Here is a 12,941-nt window from a genome sequence, read left to right as displayed (position 1 = left end):
GTCGTGCGCGGGGCTGGTGGGGCGCTCAGGGATGTCGGCGTGCTCGGGTGCCGGGTGGTGGGCGTCGGTCGACGACTGACTCGACGCCGGTGGGGCTGGTCCAGGTGTAGAGGCCGGGTTCGACCATCCGGTAGGCCCACTGGCCGTGGGTCTTGGCGCGGTGGTGGCGTCGGCAGAGCAGCGCGAGGTTCCAGGTGGCGGTGATGCCGCCGGACTCGAACGGGACGATGTGGTCGAGGTCGACCCGGCGGCGGGTGCAGTCGGGGAACACGCAGCACCGGTCCCGCAACGTGACGCGTTCACGGATCGCGTCACTGGGTCGGTAGGCGGAGGTCTCGACGGATTCGGCGAGGTCGATCACCGGCTTCACCGTGACCTTCGTGCCGGCGGCTTCGCACCACGAGCGGACCTGGTCGACCAGCAGCGGGGTCTGGGTGTTGTCGAGCAGCCCCGGCAGATCAGGGTTGGCGGCGTCGAGGTGGGCGTAGATCGTGACCCCACGACCACCACCGCTGGTGTCGAGGTCGAGGGCGAGCTGGGTACGGGCCATCTCTCCGAGGGCCTGGGAGCGTCGGACGTCGAGGGTCTCGGTCGACCCGAGGTCGGCGAGGGTCTGGGCACGGTCGCGCAGAGCGTATTCGAGATCGACCGCGTCCGCGGTGTCCAACGTGGCGACGACGTCGACGGTGCCGTCGGTGGTCGCCCCGGCCAGGTACACGGTGACGCGCCGGTCCTCGAGCGCGGCGAGACGTCGGGCCTCGGCGTCGGCGGGGTCGTGCTCGGCCCGGGCCGCGTCGACGGTGCGGTCGAGCTGGGCGAACGAGCACCGGTCCGCGACCGGTGCGATGAACCGGTCGACGTGCCAGGCCGCCGCTTCGGACAGCGTCATGGTGGCATCGGCGATCTTGAACGCCCGCCACAGGGCAACCTCGTGCTTGACCACGCGGAGGTAGAGCCGCGGGAGCCGGTGACACAGCTCGAGCGCCCGACCGAGGTAGGTCAGCCCGGCGTCGGTGCTCGTCCCGAGCGAGAGGGCGAGGTCGAGCGCGGCGTACTCCGGCACCGCGGGCGCACCCGGCCCGGCCAGGTGCAACGGACGCTCCACCGACTGCAGCAACACGACGACCTCGTCGCTAGAAGCCTCGTTCCGTTCGGCCCAGGCCAGCACGGACTTCAGCGTCTCGACCTGCGCGTCAGCCTCAGCGAGCCGACGGCCACGCACGGCAAGCAGCAGCGGATCGCTGCCGGTGCGGGTCGCGGTGGCCATAGGCCATGATACCACAAATTCGAACGCATGTTCGAGTCAATCTCGACCACCCTTCAACCCATCCCCCAGGAACTGGCCGCGCTTGGCGGGCGGTGCGCCGGAACTTGCGGAGGCGCCACCGCACGCGCCGGACCAGCACGCCGCGAGAGGCTCGGGGTCAAGGACCAATCCCCAGATCCGCGGAACAGCAAGGCGTAGGGATTGGTCCTTGAGGCCGAGACGCGGCGTGCTACCGCGCGCGGCCAACCCGACCACGCACCTCAGTCACCCACGAGAGCGCCTCAGTCGTCGCCGACCCAGGACCCGCGGCCACCCATCCAGTCCCCGTAGGCCGACCGCAGCCCACTCATCCCGCCGAAGCCGCCGTAGCCGCCGTCCCCGCCCGGCCGCCCGGCGTCCCGCGAGCCGAGGTAGGAGCCGACGACGGCGGCGCCGAGGTCGTCGAGCTCGGGGCTGACCATGCGGCCGTCGACGCGCCGGGCCATCTGCTCGATGAACCGGGCGAGACCGGGGTCGTCGCCGAGGCGGAAGAACGTCGTCTGGGCGCCGAGGCGCCGCGACGCGTCGAGCTCGCGGACGGCGAGCGCGATCGTGACCGGGTGGGGCGGGTAGGAGAAGTAGACCTCGCCGGAGCTCTCGAGGTGCGAGGTCGGCTCACCGTCGGTGACGATCAGCAGCACCGGCTGGGCACCCGGGTGCTTGCGGAAGTGCCGGTTGGCCAGCAGCAGCGCGTGGTGGAGGTTGGTGCCCTTGTCCCACATCGCGTCGAGCGCGGTGAGCTGCTCGATCTCCATCACCTCGGCGTGCCGGCCGAAGCCGATCAGCTGCAGGTGGTCGCCCCGGAACCGGCTCTTGATCAGCGTGTGCAGCGCCAGTGCGGTGCGCTTCATCGGCACCCAGCGCCCGTCCATCGCCATCGAGAACGAGGTGTCGACCAGCAGGGCGACGCAGGCCTGGGTGCGCGCCTCGGTCTCCTGCACCTCGACGTCGTCGATCGTCATCCGCGGGCCAGCGGCATCGCCCGCGCGCCGGACGACGCCGTTGAGCACCGTGCGGGGCACGTCCCACGGCTCGGTGTCGCCGTAGGCCCAGGCGCGCGTGGCGCCCGACCGCTCCCCCGCCGCGCCGGCCCGGAGCATGTCGCGCTGGCCCTGCCGGCCCGACATGCGCTGGGCGACGTCGCGCAGCAGCGCCTTGCCGAGCTGGCGCATCGCCTTCGGCGTCAGGCGCAGCTGGCCGTCGGTGCCGCGCTCGAGGGTGCCGCTGTCACGCAGCGCCTTCTCCAGCTGCTGCAGGGTGCGCGCGTCGACGGCGGCCTCGTCGCCGAGCTGGCGGGCGAGCTTGTCGAGGTCGACGTCGTCGAGCTGCGCGCGCGGGCCCGACTGCGAGAGCTGCTCGGCGAGGTCGTCGAGGTCGGCGAGGTCCTGCAGGACGCCGGTGCCGTCGCCGAGGCCGAGACCCTGCTCGCCGTCGAAGCGCTCGGAACCGCCCCAGTCCTCGCCGGGACGCAGCGCCTGGAGGTTGGCGTCGAGCTGGCCGAGCTGCTCCATGAGCTCGGGCGAGCCGAAGGCCTGCGCGCTCAGCTCCATGAGCTCCTGGCGCTGCTCGGGCGTCATCGAGTTGAGCATCCGCTGCGCGGCGGCCGCGCGTTGCGCGAGGGCGTCGAGGAGCTCGTCGATCGTCTCGGGCCGCTCGGGGAAGAAGTCCCCGTGCTGGGCCATGAAGTCGTCGAAGTCCTGCTGGGTGTCGTCGCCCGCGGCGTGCTTGGCGAGCAGCTCGTTGAGGTCGGCGAGCATGTCGTTGATCGCGGCCCGGTCGGCCTCGGTGGCGCCCTCGAGCGCCTGCTTCATGCCCTGGAAGCGCTGGTCGAGGAGCTCGCGGCCGAGGAGGTCCTTGATCTCCTCGTAGGCCGCGCGGGCCTCGGGGCTCTGCCAGTCGTAGTCGGACAGCTCGCTGACCGCGGCGGCCGGCGACGGCGAGACGTTCTCCATGCGCATCTCGCGGAATGCCCGGTCGGCGTCGTCCATCATCGCGTCGCGCGCGAGCTGCTTGCGCTCCTCGAGCACGGCCCGGTCGAGCAGCTCCTTGACCTGGCGCAGGGTGCCGTCGAGGTCGTGCTTCTGCAGCAGGTCGCGGCGGCGCTCGGCGACCTGGCGCGCGAGGTCGTCGAGGCCGCGCTGGTCGCGGCCACCACGCCGGAGGAACTCGCGCATGGCGCGCTCGGGGCTGTAGCCGGCCATGACGTCGTCGCCGATCGCGTCGAGAGCCTCGGCGAGGTCGACCGGCGGGGCGAGGGGGTCGCCACCGTCGTACTTGCGGAACCGGGATCGGGTGCGGGGCACGTCATCGAGCCTACGACGGTGCTCCTGACCAGAGGCCTGCCTCGTCCGCCCGAGGGCCGGCGTGCGACCTAGCCGTAGACGGTCTCGGCGCCGTCGGAGTCCTTGCCGACCTTGCGGGCGAGGTAGAGCCCCTCGAGAGCCAGCTCGATGGCCCCGGCGCGCTGGCCGTCGTTGGTGGCGCCGAGGCGCTCGCAGATGTCGTCGTAGAGCTCGGACTCGCCCAGCACCGGCAGGCCGGTGAGGAAGTCGCGCGCCGTGACCTGCTCGCCGGTGGTCACCATAGCGCCGGCCTCGATGCGGTCGACGAGGAGGCCGAAGTCGAGGCCGCGGAAGTGGGCGCGCACGGTCTCGGCGATCGCGGTGCGCAGCAGGTGGGTGAGGGTCTCCTGCTCGCGGCCCTCCTCGCCGGACTCGAACTCGATCTTGCCGCCGAGCACGTCGACGGCGGTCTCGAGGTCGACGACGCGGGCGACGGGCTCGTCCTCCCCCTGTCGCGTGGCGCGGTGCAGCGCGGCGGCGGCGATGGTCTCGGCGCCGGCGATGGCGAAGCGGGCCGAGACGCCGGAGCGCTGGTCGACCGCGGAGGACTCGCGCAGCTGGCGCGTGAAGCGGGCCAGCACCTCGACGAGGTAGTCGGGCACGTCGGCGACGAGGTCGGCCTCCTGGCGGATGACGGCGACCTCGGCGTCGAGCTCGAGGGGGTAGTGGGTGCGGATCTCGGCGCCGAAACGGTCCTTGAGCGGGGTGATGATCCGCCCGCGGTTGGTGTAGTCCTCCGGGTTGGCCGACGCGACGACGAGGACGTCGAGCGGCAGGCGCAGCACGTAGCCGCGGATCTGGATGTCGCGCTCCTCCATCACGTTGAGCATCGCGACCTGGATGCGCTCGGCGAGGTCGGGCAGCTCGTTGATCGCCACGATGCCGCGGTGCGCGCGCGGGATGAGGCCGAAGTGGATGGTCTCGGGGTCGCCCAGCGAGCGTCCTTCGGCCACCTTCATCGGGTCGACGTCGCCGATGAGGTCGGCCACGGAGGTGTCGGGGGTGGCCAGCTTCTCGGCGTAGCGCTCGTCGCGGTGACGCCACGAGACGCGCAGGTCGTCGCCGTAGGTGGCCACGGCGTGCTGGGAGCCGATGGTGACGGGGTCGTAGGGGTGCTCGCCGAGCTCGGAGCCGGAGATCACCGGCGTCCACTCGTCGAGCAGGCCGATCATGGTGCGCAGCAGACGGGTCTTGCCCTGCCCGCGCTCGCCGAGCAGGACGACGTCGTGGCCGGCGATGAGCGCACGCTCGAGCTGCGGCACGACCGTGGACTCGAAGCCGTGCAGGCCCGGCCACGGGTCGTCGCCGGCCGCGAGCTTGGCGAGCAGGTTGTCGCGGATCTCGGTGCGCAGCGGCTTGTGGACGTGTCCGGACGCGCGGAGCTCGCCGAGCGTGGACACCGAAGGAGCAGAGGTCACGTCCTCCACGCTACTCACGCGCGACAACGCCACGACCGGTCTAGTCCGATCCGGGCTCGCCCGGGCACAGGACGGGTGCTGTCCCCCATGGACACGGGCCGAGTCCGGTGCTGGCAGCGACCGTCGTGACCGGCGTAAACAGTTGTCTCACCGAGTTTCCCCGAACTGCTTGACGACCGGGGGAACGGCTGATTGTCTGACCATCCTCATCCACCCCTGGGTCGTACGCGTCGTTCCACCGTCGGAGCGGACGCGTGATCGGCGTCCCCGCCCGTCGCCGACCCGGGCCAGCCAAGGAGACCCATGTCGTCCTCCCGCCCCCGACCCGCGCGCAGATGGGTGGCGGCGACCGCCGCCGCCGTCCTGCTGCCCGGCCTCGCCGCCGCCGTCGTCCCGATGGCCGGCCCGGCCGTGGCCGACCCCGACACCGCCGACGCACCCGCCCTGCCCGTGCTCGAGCGCACCGCCGACGAGGAGCCGGTCGTGGTCAAGGTCGAGGTCGCCGACCGCGACGAGCTCGACCGGCTCGTCGGCACCGGCGTCGACCTCGACCACGGCGTCGAGCAGCACGGTGACCACCTCGACGTGAAGGCCGTCGTGACGCCGGGCGAGATCGCCACGCTCCAGGAGCTCGGCTTCACCGTCGGCGAGGTCGTCTGGACCCAGGACGACGCCCGCCGCGCGGTCACCGAGCGCACCGCCACGATCGCGCAGGCGCGCCAGGACAACCGACGGATGGCCCAGCGGGCCACCAACCCCGACGTCTCCGACGTCCGCATCATCCGCGCCGACTACTACACCGCCTTCGGCGTCGGCTTCCTCTCGGTCGAGGCCAAGTGGGCCAACGGCCAGACCGAGACCACCGCCCTCACGGTCGAGCGCGACAGCGGCCCCGGCACCGCGATGGGCTCCGGCGGCACCCAGAACATCACCCGCTTCGTCGACGCCGGCGTGTACCTCTACCACCGCGGCGCTGCCGCGGTGGCCACCGCGGGCGACCCGGCCGTGGCCGTGCGACCCGACAAGGTGCGCATCACCAGCGCCAGCGGCGACGTCGCCGAGGCCACCGTCCGCGACTGGCTGCCGACCCCCGAGGACGACGACCCGTTCAAGGGCCCCGGCTACCAGCAGGACTTCATCGGCTCCTACCACGACCCGACGCAGCTCTACGACCGCATCAAGATGCTCGCCCAGCAGTACCCGTCGATGGCCGAGCTCGTCGAGCTGCCCAACCAGACCAACGGCTACCGCCGCCTCTCCCAGGCCCTCCTCGACCCGCCGGGCAACCGCCTCGTCGTCCGGACGACTTCCGGCCCGGCCGGCGAGTTCACCTACGTGCCGCGCACCGGCACCGTGGGCGCCGTCCCGGCCGGCGGGTTCCCCGCGACGTCCACCCAGCTGGCCGACGTCGTCGCCGGGCCCAACGAGGCCTTCCCGAACGCCACGCCCGCCATGGGCTGCGGACCGATCAGCGGCTTCCCGGCCGGCGCGATCGCCGTGGTCACCCGCGGCGAGTGCACGTTCCAGGACAAGGCCACCAACGCCCAGGCCGCCGGCGCGAGCGCCGTCGTCGTCGTCAACAACCTCGGCGGCGCGGCCACCGGCCCCGGCAACATCGCCGCGACCGTGACCATCCCCGTCGTGGGCGTCTCGCAGGCCGACGGGGCCACCCTCCGCGCGCTGCCCGCGGGCGTCACCGGTCGTCTGGTGCCCGCCACCGCGGTCAGCAACGACCAGCGCGTCGGTCTCGACTCGAAGGCCTGGGGCCACGAGGGCGGCGACGACCTCGTCGTCCAGGTGCTCGACCCGGGCGCGGCCAACGCCGACCTCTCCGTCTCGGTCGCGGGCCGCACCATCCAGGTCGTCTCGGCCAGCGACGCCACGGGCGCGCGCACCAGCACCGCCGCCCAGGTGGTCGCGGCGATCAACGCCCACCCGCGCGCCTCGACGCTGGTCACCGCCTACACCTACCGCGGCAACGCCGGTGGCGGCGTCGTGCAGCCCACCCGGCTGATCCAGCTCGACGACAACCTCAACGCCCCCGACTACGTCTCGCACGAGCCGCAGACGGTCTACGCGCTGCGCATCGGCACCTCCCCCGAGGGCACCAAGCCGGGCGTCTTCGCCTACGCCCAGGAGCACGCCCGCGAGTGGGTGCCGCCGCTGGTCACGATCGAGGCGGCCGAGCGGCTGCTGCGCAACTACGGCACGCACGCACCGACCAAGGACCTCGTCGACAACCTCGAGGTGTGGATCATGCCGTCGGTCAACCCCGACGGTGGCCACTACTCCTTCTACGACTTCGCCTCGCAGCGCCGCAACATGAAGCGCTACTGCGAGCCCACCGGCAACTTCGACGTCACCGCCCGCAACAGCTGGGGTGTCGACGTCAACCGCAACTACGACGAGTACAGCCTCTTCGACGGCTACGACGGCGCGTCGGCGTCGTGCACCAGCGACACGTTCGCCGGCCCGGGCGAGCTGTCGGAGTCGGAGTCGAAGAACGTCGACTGGGTCGCCGCCAAGCCGAACATGAAGTTCTCGATGAACATGCACTCCTCCGGCAACTACTTCATGTGGTCGCCGGGCGCCTACAAGCTGCCCGGTCGCGTCTCGGCCCCGCGCCCGACGCTCGAGGAGGAGAACTACTTCTGGCAGGCCTCGTCGCGGATCCTCACCGCGATCAAGCGTCACCGCGGTATGTCCGTCACGCCCGCCCGCACCGGCGTCACCTCCGACGTCCTCTACTCCGCGGCCGGCAACTCGGGCGACATGAACTGGTACAAGCACCACCTCTACGCCTGGAACTTCGAGGTCGGCACCACGTTCCAGCCGCCCTTCGAGAGCACCACCGGCCCCAACGGCGCCTCGGCCCACGCCGAGACGATGGAGTACGCCAACGGCCTCGTCGAGCTGATGCGGGTCGCTCGCGACCTCGACAGCGACGTCGTGGCCCCGACGTCGACGGTCACGGTCACCGAGAGCTCGACGGCGGGCAAGGTCAACGTCGCGTTCTCCGCCGACGAGTCCGCCGAGATCCGCTACACCCTCGACGGCACCCGCCCCTCGGAGACCAACCCGGCGACGAAGGTCTACGCCCCGCGCGGCGTCCGCGAGGACGGCGAGCTGCTGACCGTCGACGCCGGCGCGAAGATCTACTGGTACGCCACCGACACGGCCGGCAACGTCGAGGGCGGCTACAACCCCGCCGACGACGCCGACCGCCGTTACCGCAAGTGGATCGCGCGGGTCGGCTACGAGGCCGCCCCGGCCCCGTCGACCGTGGCTCTCGCCGTCGCCCCGACGAGCGTCGTGGCCGGCAACGGCACCGTCGAGGCCACCGTCACGGTGACCTCCGACAACGACTTCGGCCTCACGCCCTCGGGCGAGGTCACGGTCACCGCCGGCACCGGGGCGAACGCGGTCAGCGCGACCGCACCGCTCGACGCCACCGGCAAGGCCACGGTCGACCTCGGCCCGTTCGCCAGCACCGGCTCGAAGAGCATCACGGCGACCTACGCCGGCGACGACGTCGCCGCCACGGCCACGTCGAGCGCCTCGACGGTCGCGGTCACCGCGGCCCCGTCGACGGTCGACCTCACGGTGACGCCGGCGCAGGTCGCGGTGGGCACCGGGAAGGTCCGGGTCAGGGTCGCGGTCACCGCGCCCAACCAGGTCGGCCACCAGCCGTCCGGGACGGTCGTGATCGGCAACGCCAAGACGTACGTCGTCGCCCGGCTCGGTGCCGACGGCACCGCGGTCGCCGACCTCGGCCCGTTCGACACGGCGGGCGTGACGTCGATCGCGGCCGCCTACACCGGCGACTCGCTCGCGGCGCCGTCGTCGTCGGCGGGCCGGCAGGTCCGCGTCGCCAAGGCGGCCTCGTCGGTGGCGGTCGTGCGCCAGAGCCCGACGATCGTGCGCACCAAGGGCACGGCCGCCCAGACCCGGGCCGTGCTCCGCATCCGGGTGCGGACGCCGGGCACCCCGGTCTCCGGGCGGGTGACGGTCGTGCGCGCCGGCTCGGTGGTCGCCCGCGGCACCGTCGGTCGCGACGGCATCGTCGAGCTGCGGCTGCCGCGCTTCCCGCAGCCGGGCACGAAGACCGTGCGCGTCGTCTTCGCCGGCAACGCGAACGCCACGGCCGCGAGCGTCGTCCAGAAGATCACCGTGCGTCGCTGACGCCTCCGTGAAGCACGCAGGAGCCGGTGACGCACCCCGCGTCACCGGCTCCTGTGCGTCCCGCGACTTCCCTCGAACGGCCCTGCCTGGTGACCGGCGCCACTACAGTCGTCGGGCGGGCCGACCGGCCCGGGACTCATGGGGGACCTGCACCGCATGGCACGCAAGCTGCTGAAGACCAACGACTCGGCGTGGCTGTTCGCCGAGACCTCCCGCACCCCGATGCAGGTGGGCATGCTCGCCACCTTCCGGGTGCCCCACGACCGCCCGACGTTCGTCGCCGACCTGGTCGCCCGGTGGCGCTCGGTGCGCCGGTTCCAGGGGCCGTACAACTACCTGTACCGGTCGCTGCCGGTGCCCAGCTGGGTCGAGCTCCCCGACGCCGACATCGACCTCGACTACCACCTGCGCCACTCGGCCCTGCCCGCGCCGGGCAGCCAACGCGAGCTCGGCGTGCTCGTCTCACGGCTCCACTCCGCGAAGATGGACCGGCGCTACCCGCTGTGGGAGTGCCACGTCATCGAGGGCCTCGAGCCCGACCCGGGCGACGACGGCGGCCCCCGGTGGGCGCTGTACATGAAGGCCCACCACTCACAGGTCGACGGCGTCGGCGGCGTCCGGCTGCTGAGCCGGATGCTCTCGGTCGACCCCGACGCCCGCGACATGCTGCCGCCGTGGGCCGTGGGCGCCCACGGGCCCGACCAGTCCGGCCTGCCCCCGAAGGCGAGGCGCACCGAGGTCGAGGTCGCGCCGCCCGGCGGTCTCGTCTCCGGCCTCACCGACGGGGCCCGCAGCGCGGTCTCGATCGCCGGCTCGCTCGGTCGCACCTACGCCGAGACGCTGACGGGCCGCACCGACCCCGACCGCGCGGCGCCGTTCCGCGCCCCGAAGTCGATCTTCAACGGCCGCATCCACACCCCGCGCCGCTTCGCGACCCAGCACTACTCGATCGAACGCCTCCGCCCGCTGGCCAAGGCCGCCGACGGCAGCCTCAACGACGTCTTCCTCGCCGTCAGCGGCGGCGCGCTGCGCCAGTACCTCCTCGAGCTCGACGCACTGCCCACCGAGTCGTTGACGGCCAACGTGCCGGTCTCGGTGCGCGCCCACGAAGGTGCCCGGGTGGGCAACGCCGTCACGTTCCTCTACGCGCGCCTGGGCACCGACACCCACTCGCCCCGCAAGAGGGTCGAGGCCATCAAGGCCTCCACGCGACTCGGCAAGGACCGGCTGCCCTCCGTCGGGCAGGGCGCGATGGACGCCTACACCGGGGTGCTGATGGCCCCGTTCATCGCCCAGGCCGTGCTCGGCGTCGGCGGCCGTGGACGCCCGGCGTCCAACCTCGTGATCTCCAACGTGCCCGGCCCGGCCGAGACCCGTTACCTCGACGGCTCGCCCATGGAGGAGATCTTCCCGGTGAGCCTGCTGTTCAACGGCCAGGCGCTCAACATCACCGCGGTCTCCTACGCCGGCGAGTTCAACATCGGCTTCACCGGGTGCCGCGACTCCGTGCCGAGCCTGCAGCGCATCGCGGTCCACGCCGGCGACGAGCTGGCGCGGCTGGAGCAGGAGTACGGCGTCGCGGTGCGCGCGTAGAGTTCCGCCGTGGTCTGGGCGCTGCTGACGATCGCCGTCGTGCTCCTCGTCGCCGTCGGGGTGCTCGTCGTCGTGACCCGCCGCCAGCAGCGGCGCATCGAGGAGCAGGCCGCCCGCATCGACCAGCTCGAGGCCGACCTCTCGGCCGCGCTCCGCCCGCGGCCGCCGTCGACCGCGGCCGAGCGCGCGGTGCGCCGCGTCGTCCAGACGGCGTCGAAGGTGCGCGAGTCCGGGCTCACCGGCTTGGTCGCCAGCTCGATCGACGACCTGCAGTCGTGGGCGGCGTCCGAGCGGCAGGAGATCGTCAGCATGGCCGACGTCGACGGGCGGGTGACGCTCGTCTTCTCCGACATCGAGGACTCCACCCCGCTCAACGAGCGTCTCGGCGACGACACCTGGGTGCGGGTGCTCGCCGCGCACGAGGCCCTCGTGCGTGGTCGCGTCGAGCGCTACCGCGGCCAGGTGGTGAAGAGCATCGGCGACGGGTTCATGATCGCCTTCCGCGACGCCGAGGCCGCGTGCCGCGCGTCGGTCGGCATCCAGAAGGACCTCCGGCGCACCCTCGACCCGCTGCTGCGGGTCGTCGCTCCCCTGCGGGTGCGCATCGGCATCCACACCGGCGAGGCGATCACCAAGGACGGCGACTACTTCGGCCGCAACGTCGCCATGGCGGCCCGCGTCGGCGCGCTCGCCACCGGCGGTGAGGTGCTGGCCACCGCCGCCGTGCACGACGCGCTCGACGACGACGCCGCCGTCCGGCTGGTCGAGATGGGGCAGGTCGAGCTCAAGGGCCTGCCGGGCGAGCACCGGGTCTGGCGGGTGGTGACCCGATGACGGCACTCACCACGCCCTGCCCCTGCGGCACGGGATCGGCCTACGACGCCTGCTGTGGCCGGCTGCACCGCGGTGCCGCGCAGGCCGCGACGCCGGAGGAGCTGATGCGCTCGCGCTACGCGGCCTACGCCGTCCGTGACGGCGACTACGTCTGGCGCACCTGGCACCCGCGCACCCGCCCGCTCTCGGTGACCCCCGACTCGGACGTGCGCTGGACCGGGCTCGTCGTCCACGACGCCGACGGCGACGAGGTCGAGTTCACGGCGTCGTTCGAGCGACTCGGCGAGCCCGGCCGACTGCACGAACGCAGCACGTTCGCGAGACGCGCCGGCCGATGGTTCTACGTCGAGGCCACGACGTCGAGCACGTCGTCGTAGACCGCCTCGGCCTGGTCGACCAGCGCGCGCCAGACGACCGCGCGCAGCATGGCCTGGCGGCGGGCGCCGGTCGACCACCGGACGAGCTCGTCGCGCGGCGCGTCGAGCCGGAGCACCGAGTCGAGGACGGCGACCGCCTCGGCCCACAGCGGCGGGCGCCACGCCGGCGAGACGTCGATGACCACCGGTGCGCCGTACCCGTCGAGGAGCACGTTGCCGGCGAGATCGGCGTGCACCAGCTGGTCGGCACCGAGGTCGCACGCGTCGAGCAGCGCCTCGGCCCGCCGGACGACGCCCGCCACCGGGGTGCCGGCGGCCGCGGCCGCCAGGTCGGCGGCCGGGCCGAACACGAGTCGCTCGGCCCGGGCCCACCGGTCGGTGCGGTGGTCGAGCCCGGCGGGGCGGACCGGCACGGCGGAGGCCAGCCGGGCGTGCAGGACGCGTGCCGCGGCCAGCGTCACGTCGAGGTCGCGGCACGTCGTGGCGCCGTCCTCGTAGCGGGTGGCGCCCCACCCGTCGACGACCCAGGAGCCGTCGCGCGCCGGCACCGGCAGCGCCACCCGGAGGTCGCGCCGACGACGCCGCGGGGCCTCGTCGAGGCGTACCGACAGCCGCGCGAGCACCGGGTTCAGCCACTCGGCCACCTGCGCCTGGCGCCCCGGCGAGAGCACCAGGTCGCCGGCCCGGTAGCTCGACCCGGCACCCCCGGGGAGGGGCTCGGCGGCGTCGGGTACCGCGAACAGGTCGAGCACCTCGGCCGGTGGCGCAGTCACCGTCCGACCGTAGTACGGGATCGAGGTGCGACAGGACGGCGGCCCTCGTCACCGTTCCGACGCCCAGGTGTCACCGATCCGTGTCTCCTGCGTGGACGTCGTGTGGATCGGCCGGG

Annotated in this window: 8 protein-coding genes; 4 read left to right on the top strand and 4 right to left on the bottom strand. The window is 73.0% G+C overall.

From position 1 onward, the window contains the following. Window positions 1–25: 25 nt before the first annotated feature. From ABFT23_RS19310 to ABFT23_RS19300, 3 genes are all read right to left on the bottom strand, one after another. Entirely contained in the window at window positions 26–1,267 is a 1,242-nt protein-coding gene (locus ABFT23_RS19310) for an HNH endonuclease signature motif containing protein (protein ID WP_347898162.1), read from the bottom strand. 281 nt (window positions 1,268–1,548) lie between these two features. Next, window positions 1,549–3,609, bottom strand: coding sequence for a vWA domain-containing protein (locus ABFT23_RS19305; protein ID WP_347898160.1), 2,061 nt, complete (start codon window positions 3,607–3,609; stop codon window positions 1,549–1,551). A gap of 68 nt (window positions 3,610–3,677) precedes the next feature. Beyond that, window positions 3,678–5,066 carry a sigma 54-interacting transcriptional regulator gene (locus tag ABFT23_RS19300; protein WP_347898159.1) on the bottom strand — a complete coding sequence of 463 codons (1,389 nt, stop codon included), beginning with the start codon at window positions 5,064–5,066 and terminating at the stop codon, window positions 3,678–3,680. Window positions 5,067–5,369: 303 nt separating this feature from the next. On the opposite strand from ABFT23_RS19300, the gene ABFT23_RS19295 reads away from it, so the two are divergent. The 4 genes from ABFT23_RS19295 to ABFT23_RS19280 all read left to right on the top strand — a co-directional run bounded on the left by ABFT23_RS19295 (window position 5,370) and on the right by ABFT23_RS19280 (window position 12,052). After that, complete coding sequence (locus tag ABFT23_RS19295) at window positions 5,370–9,248, top strand: M14 family zinc carboxypeptidase (protein WP_347898156.1); 3,879 nt, start codon at window positions 5,370–5,372, stop codon at window positions 9,246–9,248. Window positions 9,249–9,404: 156 nt separating this feature from the next. Then, window positions 9,405–10,841, top strand: coding sequence for a WS/DGAT/MGAT family O-acyltransferase (locus ABFT23_RS19290; protein ID WP_347898153.1), 1,437 nt, complete (start codon window positions 9,405–9,407; stop codon window positions 10,839–10,841). A gap of 9 nt (window positions 10,842–10,850) precedes the next feature. Continuing rightward, complete coding sequence (locus ABFT23_RS19285) at window positions 10,851–11,675, top strand: adenylate/guanylate cyclase domain-containing protein (RefSeq protein WP_347898151.1); 825 nt, start codon at window positions 10,851–10,853, stop codon at window positions 11,673–11,675. Beyond that, on the top strand, window positions 11,672–12,052 hold the full coding sequence (locus tag ABFT23_RS19280; protein WP_347898149.1) for a YchJ family protein: 381 nt from the start codon (window positions 11,672–11,674) through the stop codon (window positions 12,050–12,052). Before ABFT23_RS19285 ends, ABFT23_RS19280 begins: the two co-directional genes overlap by 4 nt. On the opposite strand, the gene ABFT23_RS19275 is transcribed toward ABFT23_RS19280, so the two are convergent. Next, a complete protein-coding gene (locus ABFT23_RS19275) occupies window positions 12,016–12,825 on the bottom strand; it encodes a hypothetical protein (RefSeq protein ID WP_347898148.1) in 810 nt (269 codons plus the stop codon). The two genes, ABFT23_RS19280 and ABFT23_RS19275, sit on opposite strands and share 37 nt — an antisense overlap. Window positions 12,826–12,941 lie beyond the last annotated feature (116 nt).

It is taken from the genome of Nocardioides secundeburneus (assembly GCF_039939255.1).
Taxonomy (GTDB): domain Bacteria; phylum Actinomycetota; class Actinomycetes; order Propionibacteriales; family Nocardioidaceae; genus Nocardioides.
Note: the sequence above shows the minus strand (reverse complement) of the source record. Positions and strands in the feature narration are given on the sequence as shown.